This is a genomic window from Pyruvatibacter sp. HU-CL02332, from assembly GCF_040362765.1.
Taxonomy (GTDB): domain Bacteria; phylum Pseudomonadota; class Alphaproteobacteria; order CGMCC-115125; family CGMCC-115125; genus Pyruvatibacter.
In genome coordinates this window covers 1,515,295-1,536,871 of record NZ_BAABWK010000001.1, presented here as the reverse complement: position 1 = coordinate 1,536,871, position 21,577 = coordinate 1,515,295, and the positions used below count along the sequence as shown (strand labels likewise).

The window sequence follows — 21,577 nt, the reverse complement described above, 5'->3', positions numbered from 1 at the left end:
TTGCAACTGCACCCTTCAGCGAATGTGCAAGCTGGCTCCCGTAGCCTTTGTCTCAAGGTCACATCGACGTTGAGGCGAACTGTCATCAAGACGGGAGGTCAGGTGCGATGAGTGCAGAAACGACGAAAGCTGACGAATGGGCGACTCATCTGGGCGGCATGCTTGCTTTTGCAGCCGGGTTTGCGTCGATCTACATCCTTTGCGGCGCGGTGGCATCCGGATTTGATGCTCTGCAGGCGCTGTTGATTGATTTGGGTATCCTGTGTGTTGGGCTGGTTGTGTGGGGCGGCACGAAATTGCGCCGATTGGTCCTTCAGCAGCTCGTGCTGTCACACCATTCATCTGTCGGCGCAACCTTTGCCCGCAAGGACATTGCTTCGATGACAGACCACATGTCTGGTGCTGAAACGCAAATGGCCCGACCGCTGACGCGACCGGGCCATCCACTTACCGATGTTGGTATGCCTGTTCCTGCTTAGGAGCGGGAAGTCAGGTCCTCTTCTGGATAGGCAGAGATGGAGTGGATCGACAGATCCGCGCCACGCTCTTCGTCTTCCGGTGACATGCGGATGCCGACAGTGGCATTGAGTGCACCGTAAAGAGCGTAGCCAAGGACCAGTGCATAGCCTGCGCCGATGACCGTTCCGACAAATTGTGCGGCCAGGGTTACGCCGCCAAGTCCGCCCAAAGCTTCAAGGCCGAAGATGCCACAGGCGATACCGCCCCAGGCGCCGCACAGACCGTGCAGCGGCCATACACCCAGTACGTCATCAATCTTCCAGCGGTTCTGAGCCAGCTGGAACGTGATAACGAACAGCGCACCGGCAACACCGCCGGTGATGAGTGAGCCGATCGGGTGCATCACATCTGAGCCGGCACACACGGCAACAAGGCCTGCAAGCGCACCGTTGTGAACAAAGCCCGGGTCGTTTCGGCCAGCAATGAGAGCTGCCATAACGCCACCGACCATTGCCATGAGGGAGTTGAGGGCAACGAGGCCGGACACACCTTCAAGGGAACCTGCCGTCATGACGTTGAAGCCGAACCAACCGATGCAGAGCATCCATGAGCCCATGGCGAGCCAGGGGATGTTGGAAGGCGGAATGCCCTGTGCTGATGATTGACTCGGCTTGTAGCGGCCAAGGCGGGGGCCGAGCACAAGCACTGCGCCCAGAGCCAGCCAACCGCCAACGGCGTGGACAACGACAGAGCCTGCAAAGTCATGGAACTGTGCGCCGAAGTTGGCTTCCATGAAATCCTGCAGGCCGTAATTGCCGCCCCAGACCATGCCTTCAAAGAAGGGATAGATCAGACCGACGATGACCGCGGTGGCCATGGCCTGTGGCCAGAACTTTGCGCGCTCGGCAATACCGCCTGAAATGATGGCCGGAATGGCCGCCGCAAATGTTGCGAGGAAGAAGAACTTCACCAGGTCGAGGCCGGAACCGGCAAAGGCCACGCCATCTGGTCCAGGCGCACTGCCCGACAGAATGGCTGCTGACATGAAGAATGTCGTGCCGTAGGCGACCATGTAGCCGATGAAGAAGTAGACGATGGTGGAAATTGAGAAGTCCACGAGGATCTTCACAAGTGCATTCACCTGGTTTTTGCGGCGAACGGTACCGACTTCAAGAAATGCGAAGCCCCCGTGCATTGCAAAAACCAGAATAGCGCCGATCAGTACAAAGAATACGTCAGCACCGGTCAGCACCGTTGAAACGGTGGCCGGGTCCAGATCTCCCATGGGTGTTCCCCCTCCAGGCGAGTGTGCTGCCTTGCCTGCACACCCAGATGTTGGGTGGGGCGGCAGCTATGTTGTTGTGGTCAGAACTGCTTGAGGTACTCAAGCGGCGTGCCAGCTCAACAATGAGGCATTGAAACCCTAATGTTAACAGAAGACTAACGCCTTCGTGCCTGTTGCCCAGTCATGTTGCACAAACATTGACCGCCCAATTTGTGGGCAGAAAAACTAGGCAGTCAGATGAAAGTTTGTGCAGTCACGGGTCTTTGATCGGGCAAAGAAAAAGGCCCGGAGGACATGCCACCGGGCCTTTGGAAGTTGGGAGGTTGCCCTTCACGCGGTCCCCAAGGGTGAGAACCAATCAGGGCGAGGGAACAAGGGCGCCACCGGGAGGGAGGTCCCACCCGGTGGCGAAGTCGTTAGATGGTCTGCGAACCGCGACCAAATTCCGGGTAGGCTTCGAGGCCGAGTTCGGAGCGGTCGAGACCCTCCATCTCTTCCTCAGCAGATGCCCGGATGCCGATCGTGAAGCGGAGGATCAGCCAGAACAGCAGGCTGGCCACCACCACGAAGGCGCCGATGGATGCCACACCGATGAACTGTGCAGCGAAGTTCGTGTCACCGTTGGTGAGCGGAACTGCCATGGTGCCCCAGATGCCTGCGAACAGGTGAACCGGGATGGCACCGACAACATCGTCGATGTGAAGACGGTCAAGAAGTGGCACCGTGAGAACCACGATGATGCCACCTGCGCCACCGATCAGAGAAGCAGACGCGAAGGTTGGCGTCAGCGGTTCTGCGGTGATGGACACGAGACCGGCAAGTGCGCCGTTCAGTGCCATGGTCAGGTCGACCTTCTTGTAGATGACCTGGGTCAGGACCATTGCCACAACACAGCCAGCAGCAGCGGCAATGTTGGTGTTGGCAAAGATGCGGCTCACGTCAGAGGCGTCACCCAGCGTACCAAGGGCAAGCTGTGAACCACCGTTGAAGCCGAACCAGCCGAGCCACAGGATGAACGTACCCAGCGTGGCGAGTGGCAGTGATGAGCCGGGGATCGCATTGATCTGGCCATCAGGACCGTACTTGCCTGAGCGGGCACCAAGGATGATGGCACCAACAAGAGCTGCCCAGCCACCCGTGGAGTGCACGAGGGTAGAACCAGCAAAGTCGGAGAAGCCAGCTTCTGAGAGCCAGCCGCCGCCCCACTGCCAGGAAGCCTGGATCGGGTAGATGAAGCCGGTCAGGATGGCAACGAAGATCAGGAACGGCCACAGCTTGATGCGCTCAGCAACCGTGCCGGACACGATGGACGCGGTGGTTGCGCAGAACACCATCTGGAAGAACCAGTCAGATGTGCCAGCGGCATAGGTCAGATCTTCAGCACCGTGCTCAGGGTGAGCGAACCAGGTGAAGGAGCCGAGGTACCCACCATCGACGCCGTCATACATCAGGTTGTAGCCAACCAGCCAGTACATGAGACCGGCGATTGAGAACAACGCGATGTTCTTGGTGCACTGCATGGCCACGTTCTTGGAACGCACAAGGCCTGCTTCCAGCATGGCAAAGCCAGCTGCCATCCACATGACGAGGAAGCCGCCGATGAGGAAGAGCAAAGTGTTGAATACGAAATAGGCTTCTTCAGGCGAGGTCGAGGGCGGTGCCTCTTCCTGTGCGAGTGCTGGGTCTACCAGCATCACGCTTGTGAGCGCTGCCGCAATGGCGAGGCCCCAGAGTTTCTTCAGGTTATCCATAGTAGATTTCTCCTCTCACACGAAATCTCTTAGAGCGCGTCGCCGTCGGTCTCGCCGGTGCGGATACGCATGACTTGATCGATCGGGTACACGAAGATTTTGCCGTCGCCGATCTGACCGGTCTTGGCGTTGGAAGCGATGCTTTCAACAACCTGTTCGACCTGTTCGTCTTTGATCACGACTTCGATTTTAAGTTTGGGCAGGAAGCTCACGGCGTATTCAGCGCCGCGGTAGACTTCGGTATGGCCTTTCTGCCGTCCGAAGCCTTTTACTTCCGTCACCGTCAAACCCTGAACGCCCAGCGAGGTCAGTGCCTCGCGGACTTCGTCCAGTTTGAACGGCTTTATGACTGCCATTACCAGTTTCATTGGGCCTCCTTCACGTCGGTTTGGCCGTTTATCGTTGGCCGGTTGGATGGCCGCCGGATCACGTTCCGGCTGCCGCTGATTTCTTCCCGGAGAAACGCGCAAAGACGTGCGCCCCAGCCCCCCAGGCGCAGTTAAGGAATCATGAAGCGTGCCAGACTCGATAGAATCGCCTAACATGTTGAAATCATGGGCATATTGAGGGTGGCGCTGACTCAAAGATCAGCAGATGGGCACCAAATGTGCATAAATAGTGTGCACATAGATCACTATGCCTAATATTTATGCGTACGAGGGATTCGTATTTCTGCTCCCGCTTTCCCAACCGGCGCTCCCGCGCTAGTTTCCTAGCTGAACGAACAAAAACAACGCTCCTGAATCCACAGGAGCTCTGCCTGATCGGGCGCTGGTTAGGGATGGCAACAAAGCCAATACACACCCAGCTCCCCAAATACCTCTGGAGGGGGAACGTATGAGTTACTGGAAGGGCCCGGGGTCAGTGACCCCAGTTATTGCTGGCCTGGCGATTGGTGCTGTCTTTGTTGTGTCAGCCCTTGTGCTGTCACCGGACCGTGGCGATGCGCCGGCACCAGCGCCTGCGGTTGCAGAAGCACCGGCAGCTGACGTTGAAGCTGTGCCGCCAACACCGGTTGTTGAAGCTGATGCGGCCAAGCCGTCGGTTGAATCGGCCACCAAGATCACCAAGGCCCGCATCATTGCAGCCGACGATGAGCCACATAACTGGCTGGCCCATGGCCGGACATACTCTGAGCAGCGCTTCTCGCCGCTTGACCAGATCAATACGGACAACGTTTCAGACCTTGGCCTGGCCTGGTCCTATGAGATGTACACTAACCGTGGTCTTGAAGCGTCGCCCATCGTGGTGGACGGCTACATGTTCCTCACAGGCAACTGGGGCATTACGCACGCCCTTGATGCGCGCACGGGTGAAGAGCTCTGGACGTTTGATCCAGAAGTTCCCGGCGAGTGGGGCCGCTATGGCTGCTGTGATGTCGTGAACCGCGGCGTGGCTGTGTGGGACGGCAAGGTCTATGTCGCGTCCTTCGACGGCCGTCTGCATGCGCTGGACGCCAAGACCGGCACGCCGGTCTGGCAGGTTGATACGATCAACAACACACCGCCTTACACCATCACCGGTGCACCACGTGTCATCAATGGCAAGGTCATCATCGGCAATGGTGGTGCAGAGCTTGGTGTGCGCGGTTACTTCACAGCCTATGACGCCAACACAGGCGAACAGCTGTGGCGCTTCTACACAGTTCCGGGGAACCCGGACGATCCCATTGAACACCCCGCACTCGAAGCGGCCATGGAAACATGGTCCATGGGTGAGGACCACGAAGGCCCCACATGGTGGGAAGTCGGCGGTGGCGGCACGACCTGGGACTCGATGGTTTTCGATCCCGAGTTGAACACGCTTTACGTGGGCACCGGCAACGGCTCTCCCTGGGCGCGCTACATCCGCTCACCAGGCGGTGGTGACAACCTCTACATTTCATCCATTCTGGCAATTGATCCGGATACGGGTGATCTGAAGTGGCATTACCAGACAACGCCTGGCGACAACTGGGACTACACAGCGACCCAGCACATCATTCTTGCTGATCTCGAGATCGACGGGAAAGTACGCAAGGTAGCCATGCAGGCTCCCAAGAACGGCTTCTTCTATGTTCTTGATCGTGAAACAGGTGAGCTGATTTCAGCTGACGCCTACACACCGATCACATGGGCCACCCATGTGGACATGGAAACCGGTCGTCCGGTGGAAGCCGAAGGCCTGTCCTACAAGGATGCGTCTCCGGTCATTTTGCCCGGTCCGATTGGTGGCCATAACTGGCACCCAATGGCGTTCAACCCGAACACCGGTCTTGTCTACATCCCGGCGATGGAAACTTTCTCCATCTATGCCAATGCCAACGAGAACCACCAGATCCGCAAGAACTGGTGGAACACCGGTATGGGCTGGGGCGACTACTACGACGAAGTCCTGAAGATCCTGGATGCAGGGGAAGACCTCCCCTACAACCGCGGCGTTCTCAAAGCATGGGACCCGGTGAAGAAGCAGGAAGCGTGGACGGTCATTCATGCAGATCACTGGAATGGCGGTGTGCTAACGACCGGCGGCAATCTTGTTTTCCAGGGAACCGGCGACGGCAAGTTCCGTGCGTATCGTGCGGACAATGGCGAACAGCTGCTGGAGATCGAAACAAAGACCGGCATCATGGCACCGCCCATCACCTATTCAGTTGATGGCGAGCAGTATGTGTCCGTGCTTCTTGGCTGGGGTGGCGCCGCCATTACAGCTGGTGACGCGCGTACGGCTGCGGCTGCCAAATATGGCAATGAAGGCCGGTTGCTGGTCTTCAAGGTTGGCGGCACGGCGGAGTATCCGGAAGTGGTTGAGAAGAACCTCGATATTCCAGAGCCTCCAACGGACGTGCAGCTGACGGCAGCTGAGATCCGCAAGGGTGGTCAGATGTTCATGGGGACCTGTGCCCTGTGTCATGGTGCTCTGGCCATCTCACCGGGTGTGATCCCCGACCTGCGGCGTATGTCTCCGGTCATCCATGAGAACTTCAAATCCATTGTTGCGGACGGCATGCTGGCGCACCAAGGCATGGCCAAGTTCTCTGATCTTCACTCTGACGAAGATCTGGATCTGATCTACGGCTACATCGTGTCGCGCGCCCGCGAAGACCGCAAAGCGGCGCTCGCGGACGGTTCGCAGGATGGCTAGACACTCATCCGTCTACGGATGACAGGAAACGGGCGCTGGAGACATCCAGCGCCCGTTTTCGTTTGTGCGCTCTCGCCTGCACACAGCCCCTCACTTTCAGTTGGAGGCCCGGTTTCGGTTATTCCCACCCATCCCCGTGTCCCCGGACGTGATCCGGGGTCCACTCTCAGATGCCAAGCAGTTGATCGTTTGCGAGTAGGCTCCGGATCAAGTCCGGAGATACGGACATGTTTGACACCGTCTCGCCCAGCGAAACGCATTTGAACTCCTGACCGACTTCACCAAAACGGAACGGGCTTTAGGAAAGCGCTTTTTCGACGGCGCTGGCCAGACGTAACAACCGGGCGTCCCGCCCCTTCGGTGCCATCAGCATCAAGCCAACAGGCAGCCCTGCTGTGCTTGTGCCTGCGGGCAGGGTGATGGCGCACATGTCCAGCTGATTGCCCAGCGTCGTGTTGCGCAATGCGAGCTTGTTGGCGCGATCATATGCCGGGCCGCCATCCTCAAGGTGAGCGATCGGCGGTGGGTCGATGGGGATGGTGGGCATGGCAATGGCGTCAATGCTTGCCAGCTGATCGATAAGCGTTGCGCGAAGCTGGTCACGCACTCTCATCAGCTTCCAAACATCACCCGCATTTGGTTTGGCGCCCCCTTCAAAACGGGTGCGCACAGGCGGATACATGAGGTCGCCATGTTCGCGGATGGTCTCTCCCCATACGGCCCAGGCTTCTACTGCTGCGAGTGAGATACCGCTGTCCCATGTCAGCGCATTCATCTGCGTTAGAGGCTCAATGGTCTCATGACGGATTGTGGCTCCCGCTGTGGCGAGCACATCAAGAGCGGCCTCTATGGTCTGCGCCACGCCCGGGTCAGCGTCATCAAACACAATTTCCTTGGGGACAAGAAGTGTGCGTCCCTTCAGGGTCTCGTCGTCCAGCGAGATGGGCGCGCTGCCGGAGAGCAGCGAATAGAGGCAGGCCGCATCGGCCACGTCCCGCGTCAGGGGCCCGATGGTGTCCAGCGTCGGACACAGGGGCACCACACCGTCAGACGGAATAATGCCGTGGCGTGGCTTGAACCCGACAACACCGTTCCATGCGGCGGGTATGCGCACAGAACCGCCGGTGTCCGTGCCAATAGAGGCGGCACACAGATCGTGCGCCAGACTGACACCTGCGCCGGAGGAGGACCCACCGGGCACACGCGCAACGTCGCTGTCATGGGCATTGGCCGGCGTGCCCATCACTGGGTTGATGCCCAGCCCGGAAAAGGCCAGCTCGGTCATGGCGGTTTTTCCAAGACAGACCGTGCCGGCGGCCGTCAGTCGGGCCAGGGCTGTCGCGTCATGTCGAGGCGTGCGTCCTGCGAGCATCATTGATCCGGCAGGGGTCTCGTCACCGGCACTGTCATAGAGGTCCTTCCACGACAGGGGGACGCCATCCACTGGTGAGCGGCGCAGGCCTGCTCTGGCGCGTTCATAGGATGCGGCGGCTTCGCTGCGCGCGCGATCAAAGGTGCGCCGGTAGAAGATGCGGGCGTCGGGGTCTGCTTGTGAAATCCGGTCTGCGTAGTCTTCCACCAGATCGCGTGGGTCCTTTGTGCCGTCGGCAATGGCGCGGCCCAGGGCGAGAGCGGAGGGGGGTATTTCGCTGGTCATGGTGTAAATCTAGCTCAATCCCCATGGGATGCGGGACATTTCGACACGTTTTAGCGTCTGTGTGGATCCGGGGCTTGCTGAACGAAGGCCGGTCAGCCACCTTTCTGCTATGAGCGAGAACCAGACACCTCACGAAACAGACATCGTCATTGCCGGTGGTGGCCTTGTTGGCCTCACGGCGGCATTGGCGCTGGCCAGTGGCGCGGCGGGTGCGCCTTTCCGCGTGGTGGTGGTGGATGCGCTGGACCCCAAGTCCGTGGTGGATGCGGCCTATGACGGGCGCAACTCCTCCATTGCCTATTCGTCATGGCGGCTGTTTGAGGCGCTGGGCGTCGCAGACCGTCTGCAGGGCCGGGAGCAGCCGATCAACGACATTCTGGTGACAGATGGCAAGGTGCGCGAAGGCGCGTCGCCAATGTTCCTGCATTTTGCCGCCGCTGAAATCGCGGACGAAACCGGCGACGCGCCGCTTGGGCATTTTGTTGAGAACCGGCATCTGCGCGCGGCCCTGCTTGAAGCGGTGGCCCAGTGTGACGGCATTGAGTTGATTGCACCGGCCAAGGTGGCGGACGTGGCCTATGAGCCCGGCTACGCTTTGATGACGCTGGAGGATGGTCGCACGATCAAGGCTGATCTGTGTATCGCCGCAGACGGCCGCGGCAGCCCGGTTCGGGAGAAAGCCGGTATCAAGACCATCGGCTGGGGCTACGAGCAGGCGGGCATCGTCACCACCATGGTGCACGACAAGCCCCATGAAGGTGTGGCGCAGGAGTACTTTTTGCCCGGCGGCCCCTTCGCGGTTCTGCCGATGACGGGCAATCGCTCATCGCTTGTCTGGACGGAAACCAAAACCGTTGCCGCTGATCTTATGGCGCTGGATGACGAGGCTTTTGCGGCTGAAGCACGCGACAGGTTCGGCACGTATCTGGGTGACTGTCGGCCAGAGGGGCCGCGCTGGTCCTACCCACTCTCTTTGCAGCTGGCGCGTGACTATGTGAAACCGCGCCTCGCCCTTGTTGGGGACGCGGCCCATGGCATTCATCCACTTGCCGGTCAGGGATACAATCTGGGTGTGCGCGATGTGGCGGCGCTGGTGGATGTGCTGGTGGAGTCCCGCAAGGTCGGCCTCGACATCGGCGCGCTCACGGTGCTTGACCGCTATCAGCGCTGGAGGCGTTTCGATAGCACGGCCCTGGCTGTGATGACGGACGGCCTGAACCGCCTGTTCTCAAACGACATCGGACCGTTGCGCGTCGTGCGTGATCTTGGTCTTGGGCTGGTCAATCAGTTTGGCCCGGCGCGCCGACTGTTCATGCGGCAGGCAGCCGGTGCCGTTGGTGACCTTCCAACTTTGATGCGCGGCTAGTTTCCGATCAAATAGGCGCAGAACACGAGGCCGATCACAAGGTCGATGATGGCGCCGCCACGTGCCGCTTTCAGCGTTGATCCGGCGGCGAAGACCTGCACGGAAAAGAACAGCTTTCCGACAATGGAAAACAGCATGATTGGTGTACGGACTGTTTCGTCGTAGGCGGCATAGATCAGCAGCAGGCCGGACATGCCGATGACAAGGCCCCAGTTGCGCATGATGGCGTTGCCCAGCGGGCCGTCGAGGATTGTTCCAAAAAATTGCCGAAACACCAGACGGGGCGCGACGGCGGCCGCCAGCATGCTCGATGTGATGACACCGGACACAAGCAGTATCCAGAAGATGTTATCCGTGATGAAAGCCATTGTGTGTTCGCCCCCTTGCTTGTCACCGCATATGGGTATGCCCGCAGGCATGCGCAACGAGGCAATGTGGATAGGCTAGCCCAGCCATCCCATCTGGCGTCCGCCAATCACGTGAATGTGGGTGTGGTAGACCGTCTGCCCACCATGGGGGTTGGTATTGATGACCAGCCGGAACCCGCTTTCGTCCACGCCGTGTTCCCGCGCCATGCGGACGGCAAGGTCCAGCATCTCGGCTCTGATCTCCGGGGGAACCTCAAGAATTGACGTGTAGCGTTGTTTCGGGATCACCAGCAGATGTACGGGCCCCTGCGGGTTGATGTCGTTCACAACAAACGCGTTGTCAGTCTGCGCGACCCATCTGTCTTCGCTGATGCCCTGAAAGGGACTGTCCTCGGCAAGGCTCTCAGCCTTGAGGGTGGGCAGGTGCCACTCGGCGACCTTCCAGAAAACCATACTGACAGGGTCAAGCGTGCCGATGATGAAGGCAGCAAGTGCAATGAGTGGAATTTTGAAGCGAGCCAGCATGGTGTCCCCCGATTTTGGTTGGACACGAGTGTTGAGCGCAGCTAGTCGCGGCTCAAGCCCTTTTCCTCAAGGGCGCTGATATAGGCGCTCATTCTGGCGTCGGCATCGCGGCCAAGCTCATAGAGGTAGTCCCAGGTGAACAGGCCCGAATCATGGCCGTCTGCAAAGATGAGACGCACCGCGTAGGAACCAACCGGCTCCACCTGGTTGATGGCAATCATGCGCTTGCCGGGCACGGTCTTTTTCTGCCCAGCGCCATGGCCCTGTACTTCTGCGGAGGGGCTTTCAACACGCAGGAGTTCTGCGGGGACTGCAAAGCTGGTGCCGTCGTCAAAATCGACTTCGAGAACCCGCTCGCTCTTCTTGAGGCGGATTTCTGTCGGCCAGGGTCGGTTCTGTGTGGTCTGCGTCTGCGCGCTCATGGCGTATGTCCTAAGCGCTGCCGGCTTCGGCATCATTCAGCTCGCGGGCTTCTTCGGGCAGCATGATGGGGATGCCATCGCGGATCGGGTAGGCGAGGCGGGCAGCCTTGCTCACCAGTTCCTGCTTCGACTTGTCGTAAGACAGGGTTTCACGGGTGACCGGGCACACCAGAATTTCCAGCAGCTTGGGGTCAACTTCACCGGCAGCTGCGTGCAGTGTGCTGTCAGAAGCGGGGGTGCTGTCAGAAGCAGAGGTGGTGTCGTCTGTCATGTTGGTTCCTGCGAGGTGTGTACCTGTAAAGGCAGCTCCTATTGGAGCGTTGTGTCGTCGTCGGTCTGTGTTTGTGCCAGTGCCATCTCGGCCAGGGCAATCAAAATCTGGTTGCGCTGCTCAAGGCTGTCAGCCTCCAGCATGGCCTGTTTTTCCTGCGGGCCAAACGGAGAAATCATCGACAGTGAATTGACCAGAGCTTCGTTTGAGGATTGCTCGATCGCATCCCAGTCAGCCTGCAGATTGTTGGCGTCCAGGTAGCGGCGCACAACATCCAGCAGCGCCGTGCGGCTGACATCAAGCTCACCGCTGCCCGCCTCAAGATCATTTGCAAAGGGCGCATAGTCCGCCTTCACCTGCCGAAACGCTGTCATGGCGTCCAGCTCCTGGCTGACCTTGAACCGGCAGATGCCAGTCAGCGTCATCAGGATGCGCCCATCATCGGTTTCATTGAAGCCTGTGATGCGCCCTGCGCAGCCAACATCGTGAATAGCCGGACTGGTGCCCGCATCCGCAGGGCCAACGGTCTGTGGCTGGATCATGCCGATGAGCCTGTCGCCTGAGCGCAGGGCCGAATCCACCATGGACACATAGCGCGGCTCAAAGATGTTGAGCGGCAGCACGCCGCGGGGCAGCAACATGGCGCCTGCAAGCGGGAAGATGGGCAGAGTGCCCGGCAGATCATTTATAGAGGAGTAGCGTTCGGTCATGCGACCTTTCTTGGTCCGTATGCGGATAGTCTGGTTACGATTATGAAAACAGGACGGAAGACAGCTTGCGCCGGCCCGCCTGCGTTGCCTCGTCCATGGGGCCCCATGCCTCAAAGAACTGCAGCAATTGCGTGCGGGCGGCCTCTTCGTTCCAGGCCCGGTCGAGGCGGATGCTCTCGATCAGATGGTCGGTTGCACCGTCACGGTCGTTGGCGGCATTGAGGGCGATGGCGACTTCAATGCGTGTCTCGTGGTCCTTGGGGTCTGCCTCCAGCTTGGCAAGGAGGGGCGACAGATCGTTTTCCGGTTCAGCAGGGCCGGAGCGGGCAATCTCAAGGGCTGCAACAGCGCCCTTGATGTCCGGGTCGTTGGCAAGCTTGCCTTCAGCAAGTCCGAGGACTTCGGTCGCGCGGTCAAGGTCGTTGCTGGCAATGTAGCAGCGCGCCAAGCCAGCAATGGCCTTGGGGTTTTCACGGTCTTCCTGCAGCACAGCGGCAAAGGCCTGGGCAGCGGCGCCAATGTCGCCTGCGTCCATGGCGGCGGCGCCTGCTTCCAGCATCTGTTCAGCCTGTGTCGGGGCCAGCTCGCCGCCGAGAAGTGTCTCAACAAAGCGTTTGATCTGGCTTTCGGGCAGAGCGCCCATAAAGCCGTCCACGGGCTGGCCGTTCTTGAAGGCAAAGACCGCCGGGATCGACTGCACGCGGAGTTGCTGTGCGATCTCGGGGTGCTCGTCGATATTCATCTTAACCAGCCGAACAGCGCCCTGGGCCTGCTGCACAACTTTTTCCAGAATCGGCGTTAGCTGCTTGCAGGGGCCGCACCAAGGGGCCCAGAAATCCACAATGACGGGGGTCTGCTGGCTTGCGTCCATCACGTCGACAGCAAAACTCTGGGTGGTGGCGTCCTTGATCAGGTCGCCTGCCGGGCCTTGTGCGCCCAGGGGTGCTGCGCCCTCAGGGGTGCTGTGAATATCACTCATCTTAAAACTCCTGCCGGGCAATGGGTGCTGCGGCGGTTTGGGCCCAATGCTGCGCCCCCGATTGTAGCGGTTGCCCCTGAATATGGGGTACGCCGGGCTTTTGCCCACCTTAACATGATGGTGTGAGCCGCGCTGAAGCGGCCTGCGAGGCCCGCCTGAGGGCAGGTCCGGGCCATGGTTTACCGGGATAGGGGACCCGACGGCAAGGTAGTGAAGTGGAGGCCAGGGGGATGTGCCGGGAATCGGCGGTTCCTTTGGCTTTTCCAAAGGATCACAAGCCCCTTGCAATCACGGACTTCTTGCGCAATAACACCGCTCCCTTGGGGTGGATTTTCAATCCATCAGGACCGATTTGCAGCTTTGTGCACGGTCCACGTCAGAGCGGGCGTAGCTCAGGGGTAGAGCACAACCTTGCCAAGGTTGGGGTCGTGAGTTCGAATCTCATCGCCCGCTCCAATTCTCCGACATCTTAGATACCGCGCTTTTCGGGGCCTTGTCGCGCTGTACGGCTACGTACACTGCGCTGAGACCTAATTTGGCCGCCTTGGCCGCACTTGGCTGGCTGCAATCCGACTTGCCGCATTCCAATGATCAAAGGAAACCGCCTCCAACGGGATGAGCGTTGGGTCTCAGATCAAGTCCATAGTCGCCATTCTAGGATACAGGTCCTGTGCGCGCCTCTATATGTGCCGAACAAGCAGACAGAATAGCGCTTCTCCAGTCTTTTACGCGCAGGATGCCTTTGTTTGGATGCACGCCTACGGTCAGCAACCCGTGTGTTAGTCCTAGTAGTTCGATTGCGAGGAGGTCTGAGTCGACAGTTAGATCTGGAAGCGTCGCAACGCCGTCCAAGACTTCTTGAAATGTTTCCCGGGCCAGGGCCCGCGTATCGGCAGATGGCTTGTAACCGCGTGTCGATGCTTCGAACATCAGCTGATAATGCGCGGGATAGTCATTCGCGATGTCGACATAGACTTCGATGCGACGCATGATCACTTCTTTTGGCGACCCGTCGCTATCGCACGCATTCATGGTGTCGCGAAGCCGCACCCAACCCTCTTGGCAAAGAGCATCTAGCACGCCCTGACGATCGCCAAATCTGCGGTATATGCCAATCGTAGACATGCCGGCTTTGCTCGAAATCGCCCGCACATTGAGTGCGTTTATGCCTTCTTCAACCAGCAAATCACTCGCGGCTTTCAAGATTTTTGCGCGTGTTTCAATTGCCATGGTGACGTTTTCCTCGACTCTGACAGCGTATTTGTCCGCTCTTCGTATCACGCAAATGGCGGCTCAATAACCGGGCGACGTCGCGCGCCGAATGGTGGAAATGCAAGCAATTGATTGCTCTTTCGTTGTTGCTGTTCGCTAACGCGCAGACAGGACGAGCAATTGGTGTGGCTGATTCTGGTCGTGTCTTAGGCTTATGGCGGTAACAGCCACCGAAAACCGGGTCCCTTGACAGTCCCACAAAACTGGCATACTTGGTGTGATAACTTAGTTATCTTCTGAGGAGGCGACCAGTAATGACAACCGGAAAATGGGTGCGCGGCCCTTACGCGCCAGTTGATCAAGAAGTCGAGGTGTTCGATCTCGAAGTGATCGGATCAATTCCCCCTGAGCTAAATGGGATGCTAACGCGCATTGGACCCAACCCGATTCCGCCGCATGCGGAAGATCACAATCTATTCGCTGGTGACGGGATGGTTCACGCCATGACCCTGTCTAACGGCAAAGCCACGTCATACAAGAACCGTTGGGTTCGCACAGAAGACGTGAGCCGCAAGCTTGGTGAAACGCCCGTCGCCGATCCCGTTGATCGCCAGGACACGTCCAACACACATATTGTTCCGTTTGCCGGCAAACTGTACGCCATGACGGAGGCTTGTATTCCTTATCAGCTGGATTCAAGCCTTAAGACGATCATGCGTGACACGTTTGACGGTGACATCGCTCAGGGATTTACAGCTCATCCACATACTGACCCCGCAACGGGGCGCCTTCATGCAATTGGATTCGATGTAAACGCTGAGAAGATCGCGACGCATTTTGTGATTGAGCCAGATGGATCGCTGGGCTGGAAAACAGATATCCCGCTCGGGGGATCAAGTTGGATCCATGATTTTGCAATGACGGAAAACTTCGCGATCATCTGGGACATGCCGCTTCAGCATCGCCAAGAACTTCAAGATGCCGGAGAACAAGCTCCGTACAAGTGGGACCCGGACTACCCAACTCGCGTCGGTATCCGCCCGCTGAACGCCAAAACGCCTGATGTTCGTTGGTTCGATCTAGAGCCGTGCTTTGTGTTTCACGCCGTCAATGCGTGGGAGGTCTATGACGAGGCAGGCGGTCTTTCCGAGATCATCTGCGATGTCGTGCAATTTGCGAAAATGTTTGACGAAGACCGCACCGGTCCCGGCGATACCGCGCCGCCTCAGCTGCACCGTTGGGTCTTCAATATGAAGACCGGAAAAATGACAGATCAACTGATTGACCAGCGCATTCAAGAATATCCTCGCATTGATGACCGGTACTGGGGAAAACCATCAAGCTTCGCTGTGACAACTGAACTATTCAATTCCGATGGCGGTTCTGGACTCATTGTCCATGATGGACGCGGAAATGCTTCCTCTTATGGCTTTGAAGAACGCGTCGTCGCAAGTGAAGGCGTGTTCGTGCCAGCGAGCGAAACGGCCGACGAAGGCGACGGTTGGATTTTGACATTTGGGGTCCACGCGCAAACAGGCGCATCAAAGGCCTCCGTGTTTGATGCAACAAAAGTTAGTGACGGTCCGGTTGGAGAGATCATCCTCCCGCAGCGCGTTCCTGTCACGTTTCATGGAAGCTGGATTCCCGAAGCAACGCTGTAGGGATACGGACTTCGGCCCAGCGTCCAAATTGCAGCGCGCAGGCCTGAACTGACGACTCAGCACATCGCCAGCGATCAAGAGACCCGCGGACCTGATGAAGCATCCACTCGGCCAATCCTCCCAACCCAACGAAACCAATCATATGACTCAGAATTCTTCTATCGATCCATCGCTGTATGAGTACATGACACCAGGTTGCCTGAATGGCTCCAGCGCCTTCATTACCGGTGGAGGGAGTGGCATCGGATTGAGCATAGCTCACACCTTAGCGGCGTTGGGTGCCAATGTGGGCATATGCGGTCGGAGGGCCGACAAACTTAAGCACGCCGAAGACGCGTTATTGGTATACGGGGGGAAGATCGCGACTTTTGCTGTCGATATTCGCGACGCAGACGCTGTTTGCGAGGCGCTTGAAACGTGTGGACGGGTTAACGGCCCGGTCAATTATCTGGTTTGTGCCGCTGCAGGAAACTTCGTTGCATCCGCTGAGTCCATGAGTTCAAACGCGTTCAAAACGGTTGTTGAAATCGACTTGCTAGGAACTTTTCATGCGGCGAAGGGTGCCTTTGAGCAACTCAAGGCCACGAAAGGGAGCGCCTTGTTCATTTCCGCCGGGCAGGCGTTTGCTCCCTACTATGGCCAGTCACATGTCGGAGCAGCAAAAGCTGGAATTGAAATGCTGATGCAGACGCTCGCATTGGAATGGGGGGAGAACTCAATAGGCGTGAACTGTATCGTGCCCGGTCCGATTTCAAACACGCGCGGCATGGAAGTGTTGAGCGGCGGCGAAGCGGAAGACTTTTGGGTTTCGACCGTACCCATGAGGCGCTTAGGGCAGGCCAGCGAGATCGCAAATCTCTCGGCATTTTTGGCTACGCCACTGGCAGATTTCATCACCGGCACCAGCATTCGAGTTGATGGTGGACAAAATCTGACAGGGTCGTCTCGATTCAACGAGCAAGTCATTCAATCTCTAGGCTTAGAAGAATAGTGATGCTGTGTGCGGTTTCGATGTTTCTCGGATCGCCGCGTAAACTCAGGAAGCGGATTTTCAGCGGAGTTTTGGCCGAAGAGCCCGGTGATAGGCACCCTACGTGAGCAAATCCATTTGCGATTACGTCAAACACTGATTATCCCGGCCCAAGCGCCCATCTGTTGAGTGACGACTTGAGTTCGTCGCAAGGAAAGCCGATAGGGCCAACTCAACTGCCTGTTGGGACACTGTTCCGTTCGACCTTTTGAGCCGGCGTTGCTCTTGTGTGAAATAGGGCGTTGGTTACCGGGCGGTTACATGGTGTGCACTGCAGAGTCCCGGGCAACCTAGAGGTGAAGCGTCGTATCCAATGGGACGCTAGTCCGGCACTCCTCAAAAGCCTGCTTCAACTCGTTGCAATGACCGAACACCGCAATGCAAACCTTGCCAAGGTTGGAGGCGTGAGTTCGAATCTCATCGCCCGCTCCAATTTTCCTTGTCAGCTGTGAACGCCGTCTTCATTGGATGGGCCTTGGAGGCGTTGCGCCAAATCAGGTTGCAAGCCCTTCTGCCAATGCCCGCATTGCCATGAAGGTGTGGGCATAAAGGCGGTCATTTGCAGGTTCGGGGTGCGTGGACAGTTTTACGATGACGATCCCTGAAGGCTGGTGCACATAGACTGTCTGTCCGAAAATGCCGATACACAAAAGGGCGTCGTCGGCCTGACATGCCCAGGTCTGGTTCTGGTAATGCCAGTTCGGCAGGACAGGCGCGTAATCGGTCACTGCGAAATGCGCCCGCCGTTCGTCGCTGCCGGCCCGCGTTGATCGAACCCAGCTTTCGGGAATCACCTGTTCGCCATCAACCTGCCCGTTATTCAGGAGCATCTGCCCGAAACGCACCAGGTCACGGGCGCTGGCGCTCATCCCGGCACCGAAGTAGGGGAACCCTGCTCCATCAACAACGACATTTGCGTCGTATTCCGGTTTCAGCCGCTGCCAAAGGTGCTGCGCCATGAGGTCCTGAACGGGCGTGTGCGTTGCACCTTCGATAGCCATGGCAACGATGTTTGTGAGAAGGGTGCGATAGTGGAACGCTTCTCCATCGGCGTGCCCGGCTGATTTTTTATCGCTTGCGTAGTCTTTCAGGGAAGTTGTGGCCGCGCGGTCTGCCAGGTCCGGGCGCCAGCCGATAACAGCCGTTTCGACCCAGAAGTCATCGGTTGCGACTGCATAGTCTTCACCGAAGGTGACGCCCGCTGTCATGTCGAGTGCCTGACGCAGCGTCGCCTGGTCGAGGGCTGTTCCTGTGAGCTGTGGAACATAGGTCGCGACGCGCTCGTCCAAGGCAATTGTGTCATCGGCCACAAACACGCCTGCAAGCATCCCGAGGAACGTCTTCGATATCGAGTTGAGCAGGTGCAGGCTGTCAGGCTGCATCCCATTTTCATAGTGTTCGTGGATCAGGACACCGTCCCTCAGTATCAGGAACGCATCCGTGTACGTGTCCTCGAGGAACTGACTAATCGTGTGCTCATCGCCGTTGGGCCACCCGAACCGGAAGTGTCCAACTTCCACGTGGTCTGACGGCAGGGGCGATGGGGGTTCAGTTCCTCGTTTCAATCGCGCCGTTGGAAAGAGCGATTGCAGGTGCTGAAAGCTTGTCCGGTTATGTTGCGGCGTGAGCCAGTTGTCGCGTGAAAACGATCGCATCCGAAAGCTGCCCCCTAGCCTGAGCACTTTTTTGATGGCGGTACGTCAAGTGCGGGATTGCGGTCGAAAAAGCCCGACGGCACCAGCATGAAGCCAGCGTATTCCACCGGCATGATCGGCCAGTCCTCCGGCCGTGGCACGTGGGTCACGCCGAAGGTATGCCAGACCACGACATCGGTGTTCTCGATCGCACGGTTGTCCTTTGTATAGTCCGGAAGCCCCACACCGCCGGTGTGGAGGTTCGTGAACGGGCCTGCGCCCGCGTAGTGTTCAGCCTCGTCGTAAGGTGTGACCCAGAGATTATGGCGCGCAAACCCACCGCGCTTGCCTGCCACTGTGTCATCTCCTGCAAAGAAAGTCGGCGACGCCTGCGGCAACAGCTTGTAGGCGACGGGTTTGCCGAGCTGGTTTGTCACATTCGGATTCTCGATCCGCCAGTTGCGGCTGGCTGCGGGATCAATGCGCCGCTTGGCGTCGGCCTCGTGGGTCAGCACCTGCCGTGTTGCTTCGAAACCGGCGCCATAGGGGTGCGGATCGTTGGCCATAGGTACGACGTTTGCTTCGACCACAGTATTGTCGAGGCCGTCCAGGTTGAAGTCCAGACGGAAACAGAACAGGTGCTGATGAATGGGTGATGTGATGCCAGGCGCCACGAGGGGCGACGTAGACGTCCCTTCACCATTCTCCGCCACTGACACGCCGATGATCCCGGTCAGCTTGACTTCCAACTGGATGGTGCCGTCCTGGTAGAAGTACCAGAAGAAGCCATACTCATAGTTGCCGATCGTGTGGATCATGGAAATCACCAGCCGGCGCGACCGGCGGACTTCTGGTGGCAGATCGGGGCGGAACAGGTTCGTGTGCTTCCACAGGATCCCATAGTCTTCTTCGTGCAGGCACACGGCATTTTCGACCGTATACGGACTACCATCCGTGCCCAGCATAACCGCATCGAAATAATGAATCTCCCCGAGGCAATCACATCCAAGCTTCAGTGAGTTGCCCTGTTGACCGAGTGCTGTTTCGCCGGCGTCAAAGGCATGCTTCCAATACTGGATCGGGTCCGAGTCTCCATACGGCACGACCATTTCGGACAGCGAAGCCCGGTACAGTATGGACCTGTCCTTGCCGTCATCGTCGTAGCGTACATCGTGGAGGATCAGTCCCTCGATCGGGTGCACTGAGATGCGCATCTGCCATTTCTGCCACTTAATGACCTGGCCCTGTACTTCAAAGCTCGGGCCGTCGGGCTGAGTGATCTCGAGAGGTTTTATGTCCTCTCGCTGCGTCTCAACAAAGCTGGCTGCGTAATCCGCAGGTGACTCGGGAATGGGGGTCACACCGTGGTCCTGCACGATGACGTTACCGCTGTCGGTGTCAATCAGCGCGATGAGTCCACCTACCGGCCGTGCGTAGTAATTGTCGTCGGGGTGCGTGTGCAGGAACGCCAGTGCGCGCAGTACGCGGCCTTCCGGCATTTCCGGCGGGCGGATCCCGGATAGCCACGGCTCAATGTGTACCAGTGATGTGTCGGTGATCCCGCGTTTCTCCAGCGCGGCCAGCCAGTCGGGATGCTCCGCAAGGGCAGCGTATACGGCCAGGACGTCTTCCATATTCAAGGGGGCCTGACCGTTTTCGATCCAATGGCACTCCACGAGCTTGTCTTCTTCGGGCGCGACGATTGCTTCGAAACTCTGACCCTTTTCGCGGTCATGACCTATGAGTCGGACCCGCCGGTCGATCGATGAGCCGGGAGAAAACCCAAGGACTGTCTGCTTCTCGGGTTCGACCAGCATGCCGCAGGAGAAGAAGCTTCGCTGGCTGAGCTCGACCTCTTTGCGCAGAATTGATACGGCCTTTGACAATTCGTCGGCCGTGCAGGGGTCAAGTGGGTGGCGCTCTGCCGCAGTCGTCACGGTCATATCTTTGCTCCATTGGATGTCGTCGTTCTGGGTTTGCGTACCTTTGCCGGAAACAGCGCCTGCAAGCGGGCCCGCAGCTCTTCGGGGTTGTTGTCACGGCCTGTCAGACTGTCGAGTTCGAATGCACGAAACACCGCAAGCAATAGCTGCGCAGACTGGTGCGGTTGATCTGTACCGGCGCGGTTGAGCCGGGACTCGAGCCGGTCGATCAGGGCGTGCTCCCAGCTTCGGACTTCGCGGCCGACCGCTTCGTTCCGTGCGGCAAACAGGATGAGTTCGTACTCTGCGAGTACGCGCGCGGGATCGCGAAACTCGCGCTGGTGGTACCGCACCAAAAGCTCGATGACGCCGTCGATGCTGTCATCGTCCAGCCGCGCAGAAATCTCGGAAAGACTGGCGTCTACGGTCTCGATGTAGTGGCGAAACGCCTGCAGGATGATCTGCTCCCGCGAGGGAAAGTGATGGGCGACGGCACCGCGCGTCAGTCCCGCTTCATCTGCAACGCACCTATAGGTGACAGCTTCCGTGCCTGACGTACCAATTACGCGCAGAGCGGCCTCGAGCACATGCTCGCGGCTGCGCGCTCCCTTGGTGTTTGGTGTGCGTTCAATTTCTTTAAAGTCTTGCATGGCGACCCGTGATCCACGCCAGCGTTTCGCCAGACCAAATCCCCGTCTTAAGGTCTTTGACGGCTTCACACGCTGCTGTGGTCCACACTTGCGCGGTAGCGTTTCCGTCCACACTGATCGTGGGTGGGAACTTCTGCTGACCGGCATAGGTGCCGTCTGTTTGAACGATGGCCTCCATGGTCATTCCTTTTCTCCCCGTGTCCGCAAATCGAGGACTCGCGCGTGCCCCTCTCGGGGTCTCGCCGTGTGTCTGCCACAGCGCAACATCGTTCGACACTAAAACATGACACTTGTCACGACAATCAAAATCTCTGGAGTTCCGTATTGATCGTGCTTCAGGCGCTTGGGAGAAGAATCACAAATGAAGATTCCGCGTTTCACCGCTGAAGTGGATTTCGATGTGCTGAAGGAGGCGCTGGATGACGCTGGGTGCCGTATTGTGACGGGTGCGTCCAATGCGGCCCTCTGCCGAGAGCCGTCTGTAATCGGGTTACACCAAGGTTACCCGTCCAAATCCTGGTGTTCCGAGCATTTGTCGAACCGTGCTCTCTG

20 protein-coding genes and 1 tRNA gene are annotated in these 21,577 nt (G+C 58.3%); 6 read left to right on the top strand and 15 right to left on the bottom strand.

Going from position 1 to position 21,577, the window contains the following annotated elements:
• Nucleotides 1–107: 107 nt before the first annotated feature.
• Complete coding sequence (locus ABXH05_RS07255) at nt 108–479, top strand: hypothetical protein (RefSeq protein WP_353560431.1); 372 nt, start codon at nt 108–110, stop codon at nt 477–479.
• Here ABXH05_RS07255 and ABXH05_RS07250 read toward each other — a convergent pair.
• The 3 genes from ABXH05_RS07250 to ABXH05_RS07240 form a co-directional block, all read right to left on the bottom strand.
• Entirely contained in the window at nt 476–1,744 is a 1,269-nt protein-coding gene (locus ABXH05_RS07250) for an ammonium transporter (protein WP_353560430.1), read from the bottom strand. The two genes, ABXH05_RS07255 and ABXH05_RS07250, sit on opposite strands and share 4 nt — an antisense overlap.
• 416 nt (nt 1,745–2,160) lie before the next feature.
• Nucleotides 2,161–3,495: an ammonium transporter AmtB gene (locus tag ABXH05_RS07245; protein WP_461494544.1), complete on the bottom strand. Its 1,335-nt coding sequence runs from the start codon at nt 3,493–3,495 to the stop codon at nt 2,161–2,163.
• A 29-nt stretch (nt 3,496–3,524) separates the two neighbouring features.
• On the bottom strand, nt 3,525–3,863 hold the full coding sequence (locus tag ABXH05_RS07240) for a P-II family nitrogen regulator (protein ID WP_043950300.1): 339 nt from the start codon (nt 3,861–3,863) through the stop codon (nt 3,525–3,527).
• Between the two features lie 469 nt (nt 3,864–4,332).
• Here ABXH05_RS07240 and ABXH05_RS07235 point away from each other — a divergent pair, with 469 nt between their 5' ends.
• The gene (locus ABXH05_RS07235; RefSeq protein ID WP_353560429.1) at nt 4,333–6,618 is read left to right on the top strand and encodes a PQQ-dependent dehydrogenase, methanol/ethanol family; all 2,286 of its coding nucleotides are present in this window, start codon (nt 4,333–4,335) and stop codon (nt 6,616–6,618) included.
• Between the two features lie 298 nt (nt 6,619–6,916).
• Here the strand turns inward: ABXH05_RS07235 and ABXH05_RS07230 are convergent, their stop codons facing one another.
• Entirely contained in the window at nt 6,917–8,275 is a 1,359-nt protein-coding gene (locus ABXH05_RS07230; RefSeq protein ID WP_353560428.1) for an amidase, read from the bottom strand.
• 109 nt (nt 8,276–8,384) lie between these two features.
• Here ABXH05_RS07230 and ABXH05_RS07225 point away from each other — a divergent pair, with 109 nt between their 5' ends.
• Nucleotides 8,385–9,641 (top strand): FAD-dependent monooxygenase, encoded by a 1,257-nt coding sequence (locus ABXH05_RS07225; protein ID WP_353560427.1) that lies wholly within the window; start codon nt 8,385–8,387, stop codon nt 9,639–9,641.
• Here the strand turns inward: ABXH05_RS07225 and ABXH05_RS07220 are convergent.
• From ABXH05_RS07220 to trxA, 6 genes are all read right to left on the bottom strand, one after another.
• Nucleotides 9,638–10,009: a hypothetical protein gene (locus ABXH05_RS07220; protein ID WP_353560426.1), complete on the bottom strand. Its 372-nt coding sequence runs from the start codon at nt 10,007–10,009 to the stop codon at nt 9,638–9,640. The genes ABXH05_RS07225 and ABXH05_RS07220 overlap by 4 nt on opposite strands.
• A gap of 75 nt (nt 10,010–10,084) precedes the next feature.
• Nucleotides 10,085–10,534, bottom strand: a complete 450-nt coding sequence (locus tag ABXH05_RS07215) for an HIT domain-containing protein (protein WP_353560425.1) — start codon at nt 10,532–10,534, stop codon at nt 10,085–10,087.
• A gap of 41 nt (nt 10,535–10,575) precedes the next feature.
• A complete protein-coding gene (locus ABXH05_RS07210; RefSeq protein WP_353560424.1) occupies nt 10,576–10,956 on the bottom strand; it encodes a gamma-butyrobetaine hydroxylase family protein in 381 nt (126 codons plus the stop codon).
• A 10-nt stretch (nt 10,957–10,966) separates the two neighbouring features.
• The gene (locus tag ABXH05_RS07205) at nt 10,967–11,227 is read right to left on the bottom strand and encodes a Trm112 family protein (RefSeq protein ID WP_353560423.1); all 261 of its coding nucleotides are present in this window, start codon (nt 11,225–11,227) and stop codon (nt 10,967–10,969) included.
• A gap of 38 nt (nt 11,228–11,265) precedes the next feature.
• Nucleotides 11,266–11,937 (bottom strand): LON peptidase substrate-binding domain-containing protein, encoded by a 672-nt coding sequence (locus tag ABXH05_RS07200; RefSeq protein ID WP_353560422.1) that lies wholly within the window; start codon nt 11,935–11,937, stop codon nt 11,266–11,268.
• Nucleotides 11,938–11,977: 40 nt separating this feature from the next.
• Entirely contained in the window at nt 11,978–12,916 is a 939-nt protein-coding gene (gene trxA, locus ABXH05_RS07195; protein WP_353560421.1) for a thioredoxin, read from the bottom strand.
• A gap of 381 nt (nt 12,917–13,297) precedes the next feature.
• Between trxA and ABXH05_RS07190 the strand changes: the two genes are divergently transcribed.
• Nucleotides 13,298–13,372, top strand: a tRNA-Gly gene (locus tag ABXH05_RS07190).
• 198 nt (nt 13,373–13,570) lie between these two features.
• Here ABXH05_RS07190 and ABXH05_RS07185 read toward each other — a convergent pair.
• Nucleotides 13,571–14,146, bottom strand: a complete 576-nt coding sequence (locus ABXH05_RS07185; RefSeq protein WP_353560420.1) for a TetR/AcrR family transcriptional regulator — start codon at nt 14,144–14,146, stop codon at nt 13,571–13,573.
• Between the two features lie 296 nt (nt 14,147–14,442).
• On the opposite strand from ABXH05_RS07185, the gene ABXH05_RS07180 reads away from it, so the two are divergent.
• Nucleotides 14,443–15,789, top strand: a complete 1,347-nt coding sequence (locus tag ABXH05_RS07180; RefSeq protein WP_353560419.1) for a carotenoid oxygenase family protein — start codon at nt 14,443–14,445, stop codon at nt 15,787–15,789.
• Between the two features lie 94 nt (nt 15,790–15,883).
• Entirely contained in the window at nt 15,884–16,780 is an 897-nt protein-coding gene (locus ABXH05_RS07175; protein ID WP_353560418.1) for an SDR family oxidoreductase, read from the top strand.
• 533 nt (nt 16,781–17,313) lie between these two features.
• Here the strand turns inward: ABXH05_RS07175 and ABXH05_RS07170 are convergent.
• The 4 genes from ABXH05_RS07170 to ABXH05_RS07155 are packed head-to-tail and all read right to left on the bottom strand — an operon-like array spanning nt 17,314 to nt 21,209.
• Complete coding sequence (locus ABXH05_RS07170; protein ID WP_353560417.1) at nt 17,314–18,474, bottom strand: serine hydrolase domain-containing protein; 1,161 nt, start codon at nt 18,472–18,474, stop codon at nt 17,314–17,316.
• A gap of 14 nt (nt 18,475–18,488) precedes the next feature.
• Nucleotides 18,489–20,396 carry a primary-amine oxidase gene (locus tag ABXH05_RS07165; protein ID WP_353560416.1) on the bottom strand — a complete coding sequence of 636 codons (1,908 nt, stop codon included), beginning with the start codon at nt 20,394–20,396 and terminating at the stop codon, nt 18,489–18,491.
• A complete protein-coding gene (locus ABXH05_RS07160; protein ID WP_353560415.1) occupies nt 20,393–21,025 on the bottom strand; it encodes a TetR/AcrR family transcriptional regulator in 633 nt (210 codons plus the stop codon). The genes ABXH05_RS07165 and ABXH05_RS07160 overlap by 4 nt, the downstream gene beginning before the upstream one ends.
• Nucleotides 21,012–21,209, bottom strand: coding sequence for a hypothetical protein (locus tag ABXH05_RS07155; protein ID WP_353560414.1), 198 nt, complete (start codon nt 21,207–21,209; stop codon nt 21,012–21,014). Before ABXH05_RS07155 ends, ABXH05_RS07160 begins: the two co-directional genes overlap by 14 nt.
• Nucleotides 21,210–21,577 lie beyond the last annotated feature (368 nt).

Excerpts from the sequence above, each read along its gene's own strand:
- ABXH05_RS07255 (WP_353560431.1), top strand. The coding sequence starts at position 108 with ATGAGTGCAGAAACGACGAAAGCTGACGAATGGGCGACTCATCTGGGC.
- ABXH05_RS07250 (WP_353560430.1), bottom strand. The coding sequence starts at position 1,744 with ATGGGAGATCTGGACCCGGCCACCGTTTCAACGGTGCTGACCGGTGCT.
- ABXH05_RS07245 (WP_461494544.1), bottom strand. The coding sequence starts at position 3,495 with ATGGATAACCTGAAGAAACTCTGGGGCCTCGCCATTGCGGCAGCGCTC.
- ABXH05_RS07240 (WP_043950300.1), bottom strand. The coding sequence starts at position 3,863 with ATGAAACTGGTAATGGCAGTCATAAAGCCGTTCAAACTGGACGAAGTC.
- ABXH05_RS07235 (WP_353560429.1), top strand. The coding sequence starts at position 4,333 with ATGAGTTACTGGAAGGGCCCGGGGTCAGTGACCCCAGTTATTGCTGGC.
- ABXH05_RS07230 (WP_353560428.1), bottom strand. The coding sequence starts at position 8,275 with ATGACCAGCGAAATACCCCCCTCCGCTCTCGCCCTGGGCCGCGCCATT.
- ABXH05_RS07225 (WP_353560427.1), top strand. The coding sequence starts at position 8,385 with ATGAGCGAGAACCAGACACCTCACGAAACAGACATCGTCATTGCCGGT.
- ABXH05_RS07220 (WP_353560426.1), bottom strand. The coding sequence starts at position 10,009 with ATGGCTTTCATCACGGATAACATCTTCTGGATACTGCTTGTGTCCGGT.
- ABXH05_RS07215 (WP_353560425.1), bottom strand. The coding sequence starts at position 10,534 with ATGCTGGCTCGCTTCAAAATTCCACTCATTGCACTTGCTGCCTTCATC.
- ABXH05_RS07210 (WP_353560424.1), bottom strand. The coding sequence starts at position 10,956 with ATGAGCGCGCAGACGCAGACCACACAGAACCGACCCTGGCCGACAGAA.
- ABXH05_RS07205 (WP_353560423.1), bottom strand. The coding sequence starts at position 11,227 with ATGACAGACGACACCACCTCTGCTTCTGACAGCACCCCCGCTTCTGAC.
- ABXH05_RS07200 (WP_353560422.1), bottom strand. The coding sequence starts at position 11,937 with ATGACCGAACGCTACTCCTCTATAAATGATCTGCCGGGCACTCTGCCC.
- trxA (WP_353560421.1), bottom strand. The coding sequence starts at position 12,916 with ATGAGTGATATTCACAGCACCCCTGAGGGCGCAGCACCCCTGGGCGCA.
- ABXH05_RS07185 (WP_353560420.1), bottom strand. The coding sequence starts at position 14,146 with ATGGCAATTGAAACACGCGCAAAAATCTTGAAAGCCGCGAGTGATTTG.
- ABXH05_RS07180 (WP_353560419.1), top strand. The coding sequence starts at position 14,443 with ATGACAACCGGAAAATGGGTGCGCGGCCCTTACGCGCCAGTTGATCAA.
- ABXH05_RS07175 (WP_353560418.1), top strand. The coding sequence starts at position 15,884 with ATGAAGCATCCACTCGGCCAATCCTCCCAACCCAACGAAACCAATCAT.
- ABXH05_RS07170 (WP_353560417.1), bottom strand. The coding sequence starts at position 18,474 with ATGCGATCGTTTTCACGCGACAACTGGCTCACGCCGCAACATAACCGG.
- ABXH05_RS07165 (WP_353560416.1), bottom strand. The coding sequence starts at position 20,396 with ATGACCGTGACGACTGCGGCAGAGCGCCACCCACTTGACCCCTGCACG.
- ABXH05_RS07160 (WP_353560415.1), bottom strand. The coding sequence starts at position 21,025 with ATGCAAGACTTTAAAGAAATTGAACGCACACCAAACACCAAGGGAGCG.
- ABXH05_RS07155 (WP_353560414.1), bottom strand. The coding sequence starts at position 21,209 with ATGACCATGGAGGCCATCGTTCAAACAGACGGCACCTATGCCGGTCAG.